Source organism: Cystobacter fuscus, from assembly GCF_002305875.1.
Taxonomy (GTDB): Bacteria; Myxococcota; Myxococcia; order Myxococcales; family Myxococcaceae; genus Cystobacter; species Cystobacter fuscus_A.
In genome coordinates this window covers 8,559,968-8,574,903 of the sequence record NZ_CP022098.1, presented here as the reverse complement: position 1 = coordinate 8,574,903, position 14,936 = coordinate 8,559,968, and the positions used below count along the sequence as shown (strand labels likewise).

General features: G+C 66.8%; 14 protein-coding genes. 6 read left to right on the top strand and 8 right to left on the bottom strand.

Going from position 1 to position 14,936, the window contains the following annotated elements:
• Positions 1-69 precede the first annotated feature (69 nt).
• The 3 genes from CYFUS_RS34500 to CYFUS_RS34490 all read right to left on the bottom strand — a co-directional run bounded on the left by CYFUS_RS34500 (position 70) and on the right by CYFUS_RS34490 (position 4,446).
• Positions 70-1,764 carry a phospholipase D-like domain-containing protein gene (locus tag CYFUS_RS34500; protein ID WP_095989092.1) on the bottom strand — a complete coding sequence of 565 codons (1,695 nt, stop codon included), beginning with the start codon at positions 1,762-1,764 and terminating at the stop codon, positions 70-72.
• Positions 1,765-1,982: 218 nt separating this feature from the next.
• Positions 1,983-3,137: a polysaccharide lyase family 7 protein gene (locus CYFUS_RS34495; protein WP_095989091.1), complete on the bottom strand. Its 1,155-nt coding sequence runs from the start codon at positions 3,135-3,137 to the stop codon at positions 1,983-1,985.
• A gap of 226 nt (positions 3,138-3,363) precedes the next feature.
• Positions 3,364-4,446, bottom strand: coding sequence for a DNA ligase (locus tag CYFUS_RS34490; RefSeq protein WP_198316244.1), 1,083 nt, complete (start codon positions 4,444-4,446; stop codon positions 3,364-3,366).
• A gap of 194 nt (positions 4,447-4,640) precedes the next feature.
• Here CYFUS_RS34490 and CYFUS_RS34485 point away from each other — a divergent pair, with 194 nt between their 5' ends.
• Complete coding sequence (locus CYFUS_RS34485) at positions 4,641-5,966, top strand: hypothetical protein (RefSeq protein ID WP_095989090.1); 1,326 nt, start codon at positions 4,641-4,643, stop codon at positions 5,964-5,966.
• A gap of 54 nt (positions 5,967-6,020) precedes the next feature.
• On the opposite strand, the gene CYFUS_RS34480 is transcribed toward CYFUS_RS34485, so the two are convergent.
• Positions 6,021-6,962, bottom strand: a complete 942-nt coding sequence (locus tag CYFUS_RS34480) for an MBL fold metallo-hydrolase (RefSeq protein ID WP_095989089.1) — start codon at positions 6,960-6,962, stop codon at positions 6,021-6,023.
• A 93-nt stretch (positions 6,963-7,055) separates the two neighbouring features.
• On the opposite strand from CYFUS_RS34480, the gene CYFUS_RS34475 reads away from it, so the two are divergent.
• The 3 genes from CYFUS_RS34475 (at position 7,056) to CYFUS_RS34465 (ending at position 9,900) form a co-directional block, all read left to right on the top strand.
• Positions 7,056-7,955 carry a LysR family transcriptional regulator gene (locus tag CYFUS_RS34475; RefSeq protein ID WP_095989088.1) on the top strand — a complete coding sequence of 300 codons (900 nt, stop codon included), beginning with the start codon at positions 7,056-7,058 and terminating at the stop codon, positions 7,953-7,955.
• Positions 7,956-8,462: 507 nt separating this feature from the next.
• Complete coding sequence (locus tag CYFUS_RS34470; RefSeq protein WP_095989087.1) at positions 8,463-9,518, top strand: N-acetyltransferase; 1,056 nt, start codon at positions 8,463-8,465, stop codon at positions 9,516-9,518.
• Positions 9,490-9,900, top strand: a complete 411-nt coding sequence (locus CYFUS_RS34465) for an ASCH domain-containing protein (protein ID WP_095989086.1) — start codon at positions 9,490-9,492, stop codon at positions 9,898-9,900. Before CYFUS_RS34470 ends, CYFUS_RS34465 begins: the two co-directional genes overlap by 29 nt.
• A gap of 60 nt (positions 9,901-9,960) precedes the next feature.
• Here the strand turns inward: CYFUS_RS34465 and CYFUS_RS34460 are convergent, their stop codons facing one another.
• From CYFUS_RS34460 to CYFUS_RS34450, 3 genes are all read right to left on the bottom strand, one after another.
• Complete coding sequence (locus CYFUS_RS34460; RefSeq protein WP_095989085.1) at positions 9,961-10,848, bottom strand: hypothetical protein; 888 nt, start codon at positions 10,846-10,848, stop codon at positions 9,961-9,963.
• Between the two features lie 87 nt (positions 10,849-10,935).
• Positions 10,936-12,168: a DUF1990 family protein gene (locus tag CYFUS_RS34455; protein WP_095989084.1), complete on the bottom strand. Its 1,233-nt coding sequence runs from the start codon at positions 12,166-12,168 to the stop codon at positions 10,936-10,938.
• On the bottom strand, positions 12,165-12,773 hold the full coding sequence (locus CYFUS_RS34450) for a DUF1990 family protein (RefSeq protein ID WP_095989083.1): 609 nt from the start codon (positions 12,771-12,773) through the stop codon (positions 12,165-12,167). The genes CYFUS_RS34455 and CYFUS_RS34450 overlap by 4 nt, the downstream gene beginning before the upstream one ends.
• A gap of 105 nt (positions 12,774-12,878) precedes the next feature.
• On the opposite strand from CYFUS_RS34450, the gene CYFUS_RS34445 reads away from it, so the two are divergent.
• Both CYFUS_RS34445 and CYFUS_RS34440 read left to right on the top strand, forming a co-directional pair.
• Positions 12,879-13,169 (top strand): hypothetical protein, encoded by a 291-nt coding sequence (locus CYFUS_RS34445; RefSeq protein WP_232536974.1) that lies wholly within the window; start codon positions 12,879-12,881, stop codon positions 13,167-13,169.
• Positions 13,170-13,191: 22 nt separating this feature from the next.
• Positions 13,192-14,442, top strand: coding sequence for an MFS transporter (locus CYFUS_RS34440; protein WP_095989081.1), 1,251 nt, complete (start codon positions 13,192-13,194; stop codon positions 14,440-14,442).
• Between the two features lie 16 nt (positions 14,443-14,458).
• Here CYFUS_RS34440 and CYFUS_RS34435 read toward each other — a convergent pair whose 3' ends face one another.
• Positions 14,459-14,821 (bottom strand): cupin domain-containing protein, encoded by a 363-nt coding sequence (locus tag CYFUS_RS34435; protein ID WP_095989080.1) that lies wholly within the window; start codon positions 14,819-14,821, stop codon positions 14,459-14,461.
• Between the last annotated feature and the right edge of the window lie 115 nt (positions 14,822-14,936).

Genomic DNA, 14,936 nt, shown 5'->3' with positions numbered 1-14,936 from the left:
TGACAGGGCGATACCGCTGACCTGTCGTTGCTCGTATAACATTATGGCCAGGGTGTGCCTGGCCTGGTCTCATGCTCCTGGAGCTGGGAATCGGGCAACGCCGCGCGTGCCTCGAGTTTCCCCCGCGAAGAGCAGACGCTCCCGGCTCTTGAACGAGCCGGGGGAATAGTACGCCCGGGTCCAGGAATCATCGGGCGAGAGGTTCCGCCGGGGCGAGGGCCGGTTCGCCACGGAGGTGCGGAAGTAGAAGTGATTGAAGAGCCGCATGAACTCGCCGAGGTAGATGTCGGCCACGCGGGTGTCGCCGCGGATGACGAGCATGTTCTCGTCATTGTCGCGCGTCGAGGCATCACTGAAGTTCGCTGAGCCGGTGATGACCAGGGGGGCCGGACCGAGTGGATCGATGAGCAGGTATTTGGTGTGGATGTACTTCACGTGTCCGTTGAGTCCCGGCACCGTGCGCTCGCGCACCCAGCGCTCCAGGACATCCCCCTGGAGCACGGAGCCCACGGCGATGCGGTTGTCCCGGTCGCGCCGCAGCAGCTCCATGTGGTCATCCTCCCGGTCCAGGAGGACGTAGCGCGGGAAGTCCACGTCCTCGGCGAGCACTTCCTCCAGGAGATCGTTGACGCCGAAGGCCGCGGTGAGGAAGACGCCGCTCCGGGCCTCGCGCATCCGGTCCCGGTACCACTTCAGGGCTTCCAGCGACGCGCGTGGGCTGAACAAGGGCGTGCAGCCGAGCGGCGGTGGGACGCGCGGCACGGGCGTGGCCTGCTCGGTCCACTGGCGCAGCGAGCGCGCCTCGGGGTCGCCCGCGAGCTGCTCCCAGTAGCGCAGGAAGGTGGTGGCCACGGACGGCTCGCGCACCACGTGCGCCACGTTGGAATGGCCGTAGAGACCTCCTGGGGTGAGATTGGTGGAGCCGGTGAGGACGGCCACCGGCTCGCCGTGGTGGAGCAGGACGATGAACTTGTTGTGGGAGATGGAGCGGGCGTTGCTCTCCCTCGGGAGGGTGAGCGCCTGGAGGTTCGCCGCCGCGATGGCCGTCAGGTTGCGATCGCGCGGATTTCCATGCGGTTCCCCGTCCGCTCCAGGCCGCTGGTTGCGCTTGGCGTCGAAGACGATGCGCACGTCGGCGCCTCGGGCCTTCGCCTGGGCGAAGGCCTGGAGGATGGAAGGGGCGGTGAACTCGTAGACGGAAGCCCGGAGGCCCCAGCTCGAGTCCTTCGCCTGGGTGATGAAGCGAGACAACGCCTCGACGAGCCCCCGGGAGAGCCAGGTGTAGGCCTGGCCGTCCGGGACGTCGTCCGGATGCCGGTTGCCGAAGCGCCGCGCGTAGGCCTGGGAGCCCGCGATTCCGCGGTTGAAGTACACCGAGTGCGTGCCGTCGTGCTCGAGCTCCGTGGTCACCTGGACCTCGACCTCCTGGCTTTCCTCCAGGTGCTTGGGGTGGCCGCGCAGGGCGACGATCCGGTACGTGTAGCGGTGAGCCGGTTTGGCCGTGAAGTCGCTCCACAGGAAGCCCTGCAGTGGATGCATGCGCAGGGAGACGGAGGCACCCGCCGCCAGGCGGGGTTCCGTGTCCGAGAAGGTCCGGAAGCCCCGCAGCCAGTAGCGCTCATTCTCCGTGTGGTCGGTCCGCTCGATGGCGAAGCCCAGGAGCCCCGCGAGGTTGCGCTCTCGCAGGTTGATGCCGAGCAGCACCACGTGCGTGCCCGCGGTGGCGTGGACGGAGAGGGGACCTGCTCGTTGCTTGACCCGCATGGCGCGCTCCCCGGACTCAGAAGACGAGGGTCCAACCCGGCCGACGGGCCTGCTCGCGCGAGGACGAGCCGCCGTGGACCTTCAACCCCCGGTCGTTCAGCAGGGTGATGAGGCCACCCTGGTCTTGCACCTGATTACCCTGATGGAGGGAACGCGGAACGGATGTGACGGCCACGAGACAAAGTGCCCCTCTTGGGGCCCGGACCTCCGCGCGGCGCTCAGTCCAGCGCCGTCACCGCGACCTTGGCATACGTGCCGTTCGAAGAGGCGTCCTGCGAGTAGGCACCGAGCTTGAAGTACAGATCGACGTCGCTCCATGACGCACTGTCGTAGGTGAACGACTTCGACGTGCCATTGACGGTGACCGTGACGGTGGGTCCAACCAGCTTGATGACGTAGTCGATGTTCTCCCCGAGCGCGACGCCGCTCTTGATCAGGATCCTCTGCTCGGAGTCGCCGAAGTTCTTCTTCACGCCCATGAGGATGTCACCATTGGTCCAGCGCAGCTTCAACAGCTCCGAGCCGCCGGTTTGTTCGCCATGAATCTGGCCGATGATGATCTGACCGGTGGCCGGTTGTTGCAGCACCTTCATCGACACGGCCAGCGTGTGCGTGCCGCCCATATGCCAGGTGGTATCCGCGCGCAGTTCCGAGCGCGGATACTTGGAGTTGGCGGTCGAGCCCGCTCCGGACGGCACGTAGAAGGTCATCGCGCCGGTCGATGGGTCGGTATAGAAATACTTGTCGGTGTAGGTGTTGATGGGATCGACGAATTTGACTTGAAGCGAGCTGTTCAAGGTTTGCAGTTGGTAGTCGGACAGGTCGAAATTCTCGCCCGGGGTGCGATTCCGGTCGAGCCCGGAGCAGGTGCCCGTCCCCTGGGTCCAGATCTCCATCTCCGACAGGCTGACCCAGCGGTTGACATTGCTGCCCGTGCTTTCCAGCCGCACGTATTTGGCTGGCCTGTCACCGAAGGTATAGGGCTTGAGTGCCGCCGTCGTGCCACTGTTGGTTCCACTGAACACCGTGGACCAGGTGGTGCCGTTGTCCGACGTCTTGAGCTCGAGATTGTATTTGCGCGAATCGCCGTTGTACCAGGCGAGATTGGCGAACGCGATCCTGTAGCAGCCGCCCAGATTGTATTGGAGCCATTGGGTGCCCGTCGTGGCATCGGCCGACCAGCGCGTGCTCAGCGAACCGTCATTCGCATGGACCGGCAGGTTGCTGTCACTCGCGCTGGCGCTGATGTTGGCCTCCGGGATGGCCAGCTTCGTTTGCGCGAACGCGGGCAGCGACACCAGGGGAATCACGGCCATGAGCACGAAGGTGGAGAGCCCACCAGCACGGCCTGCCCCCTTTTGATTCTTGGGCATAGGTCTATCCCTTTCGGTGTTTAAACCAGGAATTAAAGGTTTAAAACACCTTGAAGGATACTCGGAGAGTAAAACAGGGTAAACTGGTTTTGTGGGTGATGGAGTACCAGACGGCACCCGACGGGGTGCACGCCATTCGGGAGCACCTGGAACGACCCACGGCACGCCGGTTTCGTGCCCGAGGCGGCGGCGGCCCGCACGCGAGCGTCGACCGCCTCGAGCATCCTCACGTCCGAGGAGGACGGGCCACGGGCGTGAAGGGGGCGGCGTCGATGCGCACCCCCACGTACGAGGGGAAGCGGGGCACGCCGTCGTTGGACAGCTCCTGGTAGCGGAAGGTGATGATGGTGCCCATGCCGGGGGGGTTGCTGCGCTCCGCGTCCGAGAAGCCGGTGCCCACGGAGAAGCGGGTGCCGTCGCGCAGCTCCACCTCCAGCGCGCCCAGGCGGCCCTTGTGCTTGCCCGCGCCCGCCACGTGTCCCACCACGCGGGCCTCGTCGTCCTTGAAACTCTTCACCTTCAGCAGGGTGTGCGAGCGGCCCACCTCGTAGCGCGAGCCCGGCTGGCGCAGCATCAGCCCCTCGCCTCCGAGCCCCTCCACCCGGGCGAGCTCCTGGCGCAGGTGATCCACGCCCCGGCAGGGCTCGTGAGGCAGCCACTGGGTGTAGGGCGGTGACACGTCCTTCACATACCGCTCGCAGTGCGCCAGCCGCTCCTCGAAGGGGGCGTCCAGGGCCGGGGCGTCGAAGACGACGAAGGCCAGGTTCTTCCACCCCTCGCCCCGGTCCTGTCGCCGTACGATGCTCACCGTCTGCTGGAACTTGCGGCGTCCGCCGAACAGCTCCCCGTCGAGCGGGGTGTCCGGCAGCTTCTCGGTGAACCAGTCGGGGGCGAAGAAGGGATTGCCCTGCCGTGACAGGAAGCGCTTGCCATCCCAGTACGCGCGCACGCCGTCGAGCTTCTCGCTCATCCACCAGCCCGTCAGCTCGACGTCGTTCTCCCAGGAGTGGGCCAGCAGCACGGGCGGCGCGGTGGCCGGGTCCTCGCTCGTGCTCGTGCCGGGACGCACGTTGGTGCGGAGCGGGGTCCGGGCCGCGGGGGCCGTGTTCGTGGTGCCCACGCGCGCCTCCTCTTCCGCGTCTCCCCGGAGCTTGCGCAGGTGCTTGCACGTGCGCCGCTCGATGGCTACCGACTGGTTGCGCCACGCCGGGCAGGAGCACGAGTACACGCCCCCGGTGTTCTTCAGGATGTACGGCTTGGCTCCCGAGCCCTTCATCTCCACCTGGGCCCCGTCCGCGAGGTCCGCCACGGTTTCCTCCCTCTCGAAAGGGGCGAATCATATCCGCCGGGTCCTACGGGTGCGGAGGACGTGTCTGGGAGGGTGGTGGGCGCGACCTCCGAGGAAAGGAGGGGAAGCGGTACCCAGGCGTCGCACTGAGCGAGGGGGGTCTTGTCCCTCCGCCTCTCCACGTATTCTCCCCTGACCGCAGGAGAGGGTGGACCATGACGCGAAAGAGCTGGCTGTGCGGAGCGGTACTGACGCTGTTGACGGCGTGCGGTGTCTCCGGCGCGGGAGGTGCCGGCGGAGGAGGCGGTGGCCCGCCCCGGGAGAACACGGCGGCCACGCTGACCCTCACCGGGACGCGCTTCTTCGTCGAGTACCGCAATGGCACCATCGGCACGCTGCCGGATGGAGACGTGGTGCTGGCGGCGCTCCTGGCCGACGACAAGGGCTACAACAGCGACATCGCGGTCCTGCGGCTCGACGCGAAGATGTCGCTCAAGTGGGTCGTACGCATCGACGAGCGGGACCTTCCCACCCATCTGGTGGCGGGCAGGGATGGCGCGCTCTTCCTCATCTCCGGCGAGACCTATCCCGGCTCGCTCCGGGTGCTGAAGCTCGACGCGGCCACGGGCGCGGTGCGGCAGGCCGCCGAGTACACCGGCTTCTCACCGGGACGGGCCCTGCCGCTCGACGATGGCGGGCTGCTGCTGGCCGGGGGCAACCTGCTGCGCGTGGACGCACAGCTCGAGCCCGTGTGGGCCAAGAGCATCCCCGCCACGCACGTGATTGCCGCGGGCGATGCGTTCATCGCCGCGGGGGTGCCCCTCGACTCCAAGAGCCGGATGTCGGGCATCGGCCTCACCAAGGTCTCCGCGGACGGACAGGTGGCGTGGAAGAGCTTCGCCTCGCCCGGACCGGGCAACCACTCCCTCTCGGGCCTGCGCCTGCTGGCCGATGGCTCGGTGATGGTGGGCCTGGGCAACAACTCCACGCGCAGCGACAACGTCGCCGTGCTCAGCCCCTTCGTCCTCGCGACGTTCGACGCCCAGGGACAACCGAGGACCATGAGCCGCGCGGATCTGACCCAGCAGGTGCCGACGTCGACGGGCACCACCGAGGCCCCACTCCAGTTCGGCAGTGGCCACTCGCTCGTCGCCTCGGGTGAGGACACGTGGATCTCCTTCACCGCGAACAGTGGTGTCCTTGGCTCCAATGTCATCTCGCAGGTGCTCGCCCGCTTCTCGTCCGACGGCTCCCTCCAGGAAGCGCTCTACGGAGGGCTCCAGGCGACCGCCGGCCCTGACGGCTCCACCTTCTCCTTCACCCTGAATGGCCCGGCGCTCACTCTCCTGCGGCTCTTCCCCTCGGGCTCGGGCTGCGTGAAGTCCCCCACCACCGCCGGCCTCAGGCGCGTGGAGGGCAAGACGGAGTACGCCGAGGGCGGCGCCGTCCAGGTGTCCAACATCTCGGTGACGCCCAGGAGTCTCACCCGCACGGCCACGCCCCTGTCGGCCACCGTGGCCCTGGGCTGCGCGGCGCCCTGAGTCCCCCCTTCTCTCTCCTGGACAGGGAGGGAGGGGGAGGGTCTCCGCCTTCGCCTACTGGAGTTCCGCGTAGAGGGCCCTGACCGCCCAATCCAGATGGAGGCGGTCGGGGTAGCGCTCCGACAGCGCCGCCGTGATCTCCGCGACGGCCTCGTCCACCGTGCGTCCGGCCTTCTTCGCGGCCGCGGTTCGATCTCGGATCGTCGTGAGGAAGGTCCGATAGGGCGGGAGGAACTCCAGGCCACCCACCGGCCCGTGACTGGGCACGATGACGGAGGGCTCGAGCGCTTCCACCCGGTTCAGCGTCTCCATCCAGTGGGCCATGGTGGACTGGGGGCTCGCGAGCGCGGGAGTGCCCTTCATCGCCACATCGCCCGCGAACAGCACACGATCGGCCTCGATCCAGACACCGGTATCACCCCGGGTGTGGTTCGCCCCGAGGGCCAGCAGACGCACCCGCAGCGAGCCCAGCTCCAGCTCGAGGGAGTTCGTGAAGGTGATGTCCGCCTCGCGGAACCGGGCGCCCTCGAGCAACTCGGCATTGATCCTGGACATGCTGGCGAACAGCTTCGCCAGCGACAGACCGAACTCGGCGATGTCCTTCTCCTGGTCCACCGACCGGATCATCGTGATGTCCGCCGGGAACCCCTGGGCGCCCAGGTCATGCTCGGGGTGGACGTGGGTGGTCACCAGGTAGATCTTCCGCTTGCCGGCCAACTTCCTGGCCACATGAGCCACCGCGGCGCCGTTGCGCGCTCCCATTCCCGTATCGATGACGAGCACCGCCTTGTCGCCGACGACAAAGCCGATGTTGGAGACGAAATCGACGTCGTTGTCCAGAATGACGCGCACGTGCTCGCTGATCTTCTTGAGCTGGTCGACCTGCACGATCGGTGGGGGCGACTGTTGAGCCCGTGCCGACCGCGCGGACAGTCCCACCAGGAGGGACGCGAAGGTGATGGTGATGAGGATGACTCGCTTCTGGATGACAGACATTGGCTTCCTCGTTTTGGGACGACGACTACCTAAGCGCCGGTGATGCCGATAGAAATTTGGAAATCACGACCAACACCGTAGGATTTTCCTACAATGTTCGACTTCACCTTGCATGAGTTGGTCTGCCTCGATGCGGTGGTGACCGGGGGCAGCTTCCAGTCAGCGGCGAAGATGCTGCACCGTTCCCACCCCTCCATCCACGCGGCGATCAAGAACCTCGAGGCCCAGTTGGGCATCCGGCTGCTCGACCGTTCCGGCTACCGGGTGGCGCTGACCGAGGAGGGAAGGACCTTCCATGCGCGCGCGCGCGGTCTGCTGGCGGACGCGCGCTCCCTGCACACCCTCGCGGACTGCCTGGCCCAGGGAGAGGAAAGCGAGCTGCACGTCGTCGTCGCCTCGCTGTGTCCGTTGGATCGGATCGTCAAGCTGCTGCGGCGCTTCTCCGACGACTTCCCCCACACCCAACTGCACCTGCACTTCGACTCGTTGTCCGGTCCGCTGGAACGGCTGTTCGATCAGGACGCCGATCTGATCTTCCATGACCACGACAGGAGCGACCCTCATCTCGATAGCATCGAGCTGTTCGGCGTGGAGCTGATACCGGTCGTGGCGCCGGGCTTCCTCCCCTTCCCGATCACCGACGGGCTCACGCCAGAGGACATGAGAAATCATGTGCAGTGCGTGATCCGAGACTCGGCCCGCCGGCTGCCACCCCAGGACTACTTCGTCGTCGATGGGGCACGTCGCTGGACGGTGGGAGATCAGTGGATGAAGAAGGAGTTGATCCTGCGCGGAATGGGCTGGGGCCACATGCCCCGCTTCATGATCGAACAGGAGCTGAAGGACGGACGCCTGCTCTCCATCGCGGGCAGGTACCTCAAGCGGTTCAGGAGGGAGATCGTCGCCGCCCGGCTGCACCACGTTCCGCGAGGGCCGGTGGCCAAACGACTGTGGGAGTACATCGAGACGGAGGCCCGGCGCTCCTCTCCGTGACGCTGCGGAAATCGACCCCCGTGGCGCTCGGAGCACCCGGTTCAGTAGGCGCGGCTGGCCACGTCCTTGCGCACCACGCCGGAGATGGTGTCAAAGAACTCGAAACGAGGGGCTTGAGAACGAGACGCGGCTTGGACAGGTGCGTCTACCGGGATCAAGTCTTTCTGAGGACTTGCGGCTGGCCCGCGGGGTGCATGGACCTCACGTGTCTGCCGCAGTTGCTGGGGGTCGCGAAGCGGCTGTTCCCCTGGTTCAACTGGGCGAAGCGTTGGATCAAATGGGGAGCGCGAGGACATGGAATGAGTGCATGGGTGCTTCGCGGAGCAATGGGCCGAGCAGGTGGTGTTGGACGATGCCCGAGCGAGTGGCACGCCTACCCCTCCGCGGCCTCCCTGTTTCAATCCGCTGCCCGCGGCAGTGCGTCCATCCCTCCCCGTCTTGGGCCTTTACGTTGACTGGAGTGGTGGGCACTGGGATGGTTCGCACCTCCTTCTACATGGAGCGGCTATGAATCTGGAGCATCTTCAGTTCAAGGACATCAATTTGGCCGACCCGTTCTTCGATTCGCTGAAGGCGAACTACCAGGAATTCCCAATCTGGTTCGCCAAGAAGGCGGATGACCGCGCCTACGTGTTCAAGAACGACCAAGGTACTATCGACGGATTCCTATACGTGAAAGTCGAGGTGGGGCCGGTCGCGGATGTAGCTCCGGTCCTGCCGCCTGCGCGTCGCTTGAAGGTCGGGACGATGAAGATCAACGCCCACGGAACGAAGCTGGGCGAACGGTTCATCAAGAAGATCTTCGACCACGCCATCTTCGAGAAGGTGGACGAGGTCTACGTGACCGTCTTTTCGGAGCATGGGCCATTGATCGGGTTGCTCGAGAGGTACGGGTTCCGGAACGTCGGGACAAAGACCTCCAAGAATGGGACAGAGCAGGTGTTCGTCAAGCAGTTGCGGGGCGCCTACGAGGACGTGGTGCGGAGTTATCCCCTCGTGCGCCTATCCCAGGAGCGGGCCTACCTGCTCGCGCTCTATCCTCAGTGGCACACGCGCCTGCTGCCCGATTCGATTCTGAAGACCGAGGATGCCGATGTGGTGCAGGACGTGTCGCACACCAACAGCATCCACAAGGTGTACCTGGCCGCGATGTCGGGCATGGATGCTCTGAAGCGTGGCGATGTGCTCCTGATCTACCGGACGAGCGACCAGCAAGGGCCCGCCCACTACCGGTCAGTCGCCACGTCAGCCTGCGTCGTCGAGGAGTACCGGCCCATCTATTCCTTCAAGACGCAGGAGGACTTCCTCGCGTACTGCCGCCCCTACAGCGTCTTCGAGGAGCACGAATTGCTGGGCTTCTGGAAGCACAAGAAGTACCCTCACGTCATTCGATTCACCTACAACATTGCTTTGAAGAAGCGGGTGACTCGCAAAGTAATGATCGAGGAACTCGGACTTGAAGGCAATGTTCGCTGGGGCTTCCTGCCGCTAAGCCATAAGCAATTCCTAAACGTTCTTCGGAAGGGGCTCGTCGATGAAAGTCTTGTTGTCAATAAAGCCTGAGTACGCGGAGAAGATCCTCGATGGTGAGAAGCAGTTCGAATTTCGGAAGGCGGTCTTCAAGAACCCCACGGTGAAGACCGTGGTCATCTACGCCACCAAGCCAGTGGGCAAGGTGGTGGGCGAGTTCGACATCGCCGAGGTTCTGTCTGAGCGCCCCAGCACGCTCTGGGCGCGGACTGCAAAGCTGGCTGGCATCTCTCGGCGCTTCTTCGATGAGTACTTCGAGGGGCGATCGACCGCGTACGCCATCAAGGTCCAGAGAGTGCGTCGATACCGAAAGCCACTGGAGTTGCGGTCGTTGATCAAGAGTGGCGTGGCCCCCCAATCGTTTTGCTATCTGCCTGCGCGCGCGCGGGACCGGGATGGTCAGGACGCAGCATGACTGACCGGGATTGTTCGCGTTCGCTCAGGCAGTGGTGGCTTGATTGGAGTGGGCTGCCCTTCAGTAGGCGCGGCTGGCCACGTCCTTGCGCACCACGCCGGGGATTCCCTCCCAGTTGCCGTTGCCCGAGTGGCTGTAGTCCTCGCCGTCATCCCGGAAGCTCACCGAGTGGTAGGACCACTTGGCCTGGCCGGAGCTGCACGCGCTGGTGCCCGTGTTGAGTGTGCCGCCGCAGAACCAGTCCCCCGGATTGCACAGCGAGCTGCCCGAGGAGCCGGAGACGCCTCCCGTGGAGTGATAGGCCACGGCCTCGTCATCCTGGCCCGGGAGGATGCCCGAGTAGGCCGTGCCCTTGGCGGCGGCGAAGTTGTAGAACCACACCGAGCGCGTGGTGTTGTGGTTGTACATGCCGCGCGCCGTGGTGGTGACCAGGTCGCTCACGATGGGATCCTTCACCGCCCACTCGCCCATGTCCGCCAATTCGCTGCCGCCGCTCGCGCCCGAGGCCACGTCCACCCACTTGATGTTCCAGCCCACCTGGGTGCCGCCCGCGTTGCCACACACGCCACTGCTGTTGGGCGTGGCGTTCTTGATGGAGCGCGTGGAGCCGCCGTAGAGCGACAACGCATAGCCAATCTGCAGGTCCCCCGCGCTGTGCACGGCGACGTAGCACCAGTTGTCGCCCGTGCAGAAGCAGTCGAGCGCGTCGCGCACGCGGTAGTTCTCCACGGAGATGCGCTGGGTGCCGTTCCAGTTGACGGCCTTCTTGTTCACGCCCGCCGCGGCGGTGCTCGGGCCCCAGTTGGAGAAGTCGTTGTAGTTGCCCGCCTGGGTGCCGCCGCCATTCTTGCCGTGGATCCACAGCGTGTAGTTCGTGGCGAGAGCGGGGACGGCGAGGAGGGTGGTGGTGAGGCCCGCGACGAGGGCCGCGTGACGAGTGGAACGCATTGGGGACTCCGGGGGTAGGGAGGTACGCCCGCTCGTCGAGGAGGCGAGCGGGCCTCCAGCGTACCACCCGGGTTCCCGCGTCAGGCTTTACCGCAGTGCGGCGAACAGCTTGCCCCCGAGCGCGGCGGCCACGGCGTCTTCCGCGAGCCCCGCCACCACGTTGGGCACACCCAGACGGCGCGTCATGAACCGACGCAGTGCGTAGAAGGTGAAGGACGAGGCCACCGCCGCCGCCGCGCCCAGCACCGCGTGGACCGGGGTGAGTGGGCGGCGTGGTGCCAGGGCGGCTCCGACCAGCGCGCCCGAGAGGGCCCGGCCCACCAGCGCGGGCGGCGAGATGCGCGCGGGAATCCACGGCGTCTTGTCGGCGACCACCTCGCCCGCCGTCAGCACCGCGAGCGCGCGCGACACGAGGGGCGAGGCGAGCAGCCCCAGGTTTCCCGAGGGCGCGGCTTGGGGTTCGCGGGAGAAGTGGAATCCGAGCAGGGCCGGGGCGCTGAAGCCGCGCATGCCGGCGAGCACTCCGAGGCCCAGGGTGTTCCACCCGTTGCCCCGCTGGTCCCGCTCCACTTCGTGCTCCACGCCCAGCAGGCGGCGGCTCAGGCCCCGCTGCGAGGCGAACTGCACGGGAAGCCGTCCCACCCGGAGATTCGCCTCCTGCAGGGCCTGGGCGTCCGGGTGCTGCTCCAGGTAGCCGCCGCGCAGCAGCTCCCGCAAGCGCTGGTGGGCCAGGTGGTGCCAGGCGCGCTGGTAGCGGCGGCCCACCAACTCGAAGCCCACGTGGCTCCACCAGTTGGGGAACTGTCCCTCGCGCCACGCGGCGCGGATGTGGAAGCGCAGCTCGCCCGTGCGGTGATCCTTGCTCAGCAGGAACCACTCACGCCCCGCCTCGACGTGCCCCTGCAGCGTGTCGATGCTGAAGCCGTAGACGGTGCGCTTGTCATCCACCTCGGAGCGCACGGCGCGCACGCGCACCGGGCACAGGTAGCGCAGGCCCACCAGGGGCCGCAGCTCGAGCATCATCGGACGGCCCAGCAGCGGCATGGCGTCATTGAAGTGCCCGTGCACGATGCGCGGGTCGGAGAAGCCCATGCGCGCCACGGCCTCCTTGAGCTTGTGGAACGCATCCCCTTCCTTGGGCGGGCCCGGAGGGTCACAGCCGATGAGGGCCTGGGATTCCACCTGGCTCCAGCCGTTGTCGGGCGTCATGTCCTTCTCTTGCACCTCGAAGTTGAGGGGCAGGGTGGACGCGCGCGCGAGCCGCTCCAGCACCTCCTTGTCCGACCAGCCCGACATCAAGCGCCACTCGACGTTCGTCATGTCTCGTCTCCCCGTGCGAGATAGGTGGGGCCCTGGACGTCGTCCTGTTCCTCGTGCTCCTTTTCCATCACGGTCGTGTCCGCGTGGATGAAGCCGATGATTCCCTCACCCACGGTGAGGGCGACGTTGTTCACGAAGTCCGTCCAGGTGTTCGTCTGCATGGCCTCGCCGCCGGTGTAGAACCCCAGGTAGATGATTCGCGAGCCGGAGCGTGCCCGGCTTCGAATGTGGAAGATGACGTCGCCCCGCTCATTCCGGTAGGCGCCAAACGTGATGCGTCCCGCCTCGGGGTGGCCGGGCAGGGTGCCCAGGGTGAAGCTCTGGCGATCCCGGTGGATGACGCGCACGTGGCACCGGCCCGCGCCCCGGATGCGCACCTCCATTTCGTGCCCCAGCTCCAGGGGCCCGGTGGGGTCTCCCGCCCGCTCGAAGACACACAGCTCCTTGGGAGCGAACTCTCCGAAGTGCGAAGCCACCCACTCCATGACCTCCGTGGGCGAACGCGCGCAGCGGTCGATGAGTCCCCAGTAGTCGCGCTGCAGCAGGGGACCCGCTCCGTCCGCAGCGAATAGCAACCCCTCGTGTACCTGCTCGCTCGCTTGCATGCCCCTCCCCTCTGCCCCTCGCCCTCCGGGGTGGAGGACTTAATATGGTACGCAGCGCCAGGGGCGCACGGGGCCACACCGGCTCCATCACATGGGGGAGGCGGGATGCGGCAGGACACGAATCCGGCGAGTCAGCGATCGATGATGGAGTACCGGGCGGCGGCGGTCATGCGGGCCGAGCACACGGAGAATTCCCTCACCCGGCTCCTGGAGCAACAGGCGGCGAAGATTCCCTCGGATGTCTTTCTTTTCACCAGCCTGTGCTCGATGGCCTTCTCGCTGGGGGCGGAGCTGATGGGGCACGAGCGGGCGGCCCGCTTCACCGGCATGTGGGTGGGGCCCCTGCTCATCATGGGCGTGTACACGAAGATGGTGAAGACGTTCGGCGCGCGCTGAATTCTCCGCTAGCGTCCGGGGGGTGACGCCTACTTCGTCCCGGTTTCGCAAGGTGGCCCTGCTCAGCGCGCTGTACTTCGTGCAGGGGCTGCCCTTCGGTTTCCAGACCACCGCGCTGCCGGTGTACCTGCGCACGCAGGGCGTGTCGTTGATGGTCATCGGCAGTCTGGGCCTGCTGTCCCTGCCGTGGATGGGCAAGGCCCTGTGGGCACCGCTGGTGGATCGCTATGGCTCGGAGCGCGTGGGCCGGCGCAAGTCGTGGATATTGCCCATGCAACTGGGGCTCGCGGCGACGTGCGCCCTGGCGGCCTTCGTGCCCGTGCCCGACGCGCTCAAGGCCCTGTTGGGGCTCGTCTTCCTGATGAACCTGTTCGCGGCCACGCAGGACATCGCGGTGGACGGGTTCGCGGTGGACCTGCTGGAGCCCCATGAGCTGGGGTGGGGCAACTCGGCCCAGGTGGTGGGCTACAAGCTGGGGATGCTCACCGGGGGCGGGCTGCTCGTGTGGATGAGCGGCTCGCTCGGCTGGAGGGGCATCTTCCTGGTGATGTCCGCCTTGTCCCTGGGCGTGCTCGGGCTGGTGGCCCTGACGCGTGAGCCCCGGCGCGCGGAGGTGGTGGGTGGAGGGGAGCTCGTGTCGTGGCGCGAGGTGCGTGAGCGGCTCGCCGCCGCGTGGCGCCTGCCGGGCACGGGCTGGGTGTTGCTCTTCATCGCCACCTACAAGCTGGGCGAGACCCTGGTGGACGTGCTCTTCAAGCCCTTCCTCGTGGACATGGGCTTCACGCCCGCGCAGATCGGCCAGTGGGTGGGGACATGGGGCATGGTGGCGTCGTTGCTCGGCTCGGCGGCGGGAGGCTGGCTGGCGGCGCGCATGCCGTTGGTGGGCGCGCTGGCGCTCGCCTCGTGCCTGCGCGTCTTCCCGCTCGGAGGCGAGTGGTGGCTGGCGCTGCATCCCCCCTCGGCGCAAGGGGTCATCGCCGTCACCGTGGCGGAGCACTTCTTCGGGGGTGTGCTCACCACCGTGGTCTTCGCGTTCATGATGTCGCGGGTGGATCGCCGCATCGGCGCCACGCACTACACGCTGCTCGCGAGCGTGGAGGTGTTGGGCAAGTCCCCCGGGGGGCCGCTCGCGGGCCTGCTCGCGACCCGGTTCGGGTGGAGCTACGCCCAGGTCTTCCTGTTGGGCACGGTCCTCTCGGTGGCCTTCGTGGCGCTGCTCTGGCCCCTGCGCCGGGGCGAGCAGGCCGCCCACTCCGTGTCTCCGTCCCCCTGAGCCCGGGCGGGCCCGCTCAGGCGTCGCGGTGCACGGTGTCGGGAGAGAAGGCCGGCAGGCAGATGGCGATGTACTCGGCGCCCTCGGCCTCGGGGGTGCTGTAGCGCACCCACTCGCCCGCCTCGGTCACCACCGCCTGTCCGGCGCGCACCTCGAGCATGCCGCCGCGGTGCTCCACGCGCAGCAGGCCGCGCAGCACCACCGTCATCTCCTGGAACTCGGGGGTCTGTCCGGGCTCGAGCCAGCCGCCCGGGCTGCGCATGTGGGCGACGCTGAGCCCGGCCTGCCGCGTGTTCACCCGTCCGATGTACTCGTCGATGAGCTTGGGCTTGTTGCCCACGGCGGTGACGCGGGTGGGGGCGGCGATGAGGGTCGGCATGGACTGTCCTCCAGGGAAAGGGTGAGGAGGACAGTCTAGCGGTCCGCCTACCGAGGTGTACCTCCCGTCATCGTGGCGGATGGTATGTGGCTCGAGGCATTGCCTCCGCCTACGC

Coding starts and splice junctions, on each gene's coding strand:
- CYFUS_RS34485 (WP_095989090.1), top strand. CDS start 4,641: ATGACGCGAAAGAGCTGGCTGTGCGGAGCGGTACTGACGCTGTTGACG.
- CYFUS_RS34450 (WP_095989083.1), bottom strand. CDS start 12,773: ATGCAAGCGAGCGAGCAGGTACACGAGGGGTTGCTATTCGCTGCGGAC.
- CYFUS_RS34470 (WP_095989087.1), top strand. CDS start 8,463: ATGAATCTGGAGCATCTTCAGTTCAAGGACATCAATTTGGCCGACCCG.
- CYFUS_RS34460 (WP_095989085.1), bottom strand. CDS start 10,848: ATGCGTTCCACTCGTCACGCGGCCCTCGTCGCGGGCCTCACCACCACC.
- CYFUS_RS34480 (WP_095989089.1), bottom strand. CDS start 6,962: ATGTCTGTCATCCAGAAGCGAGTCATCCTCATCACCATCACCTTCGCG.
- CYFUS_RS34445 (WP_232536974.1), top strand. CDS start 12,879: ATGCGGCAGGACACGAATCCGGCGAGTCAGCGATCGATGATGGAGTAC.
- CYFUS_RS34495 (WP_095989091.1), bottom strand. CDS start 3,137: ATGCCCAAGAATCAAAAGGGGGCAGGCCGTGCTGGTGGGCTCTCCACC.
- CYFUS_RS34455 (WP_095989084.1), bottom strand. CDS start 12,168: ATGACGAACGTCGAGTGGCGCTTGATGTCGGGCTGGTCGGACAAGGAG.
- CYFUS_RS34500 (WP_095989092.1), bottom strand. CDS start 1,764: ATGCGGGTCAAGCAACGAGCAGGTCCCCTCTCCGTCCACGCCACCGCG.
- CYFUS_RS34465 (WP_095989086.1), top strand. CDS start 9,490: ATGAAAGTCTTGTTGTCAATAAAGCCTGAGTACGCGGAGAAGATCCTC.
- CYFUS_RS34475 (WP_095989088.1), top strand. CDS start 7,056: ATGTTCGACTTCACCTTGCATGAGTTGGTCTGCCTCGATGCGGTGGTG.
- CYFUS_RS34435 (WP_095989080.1), bottom strand. CDS start 14,821: ATGCCGACCCTCATCGCCGCCCCCACCCGCGTCACCGCCGTGGGCAAC.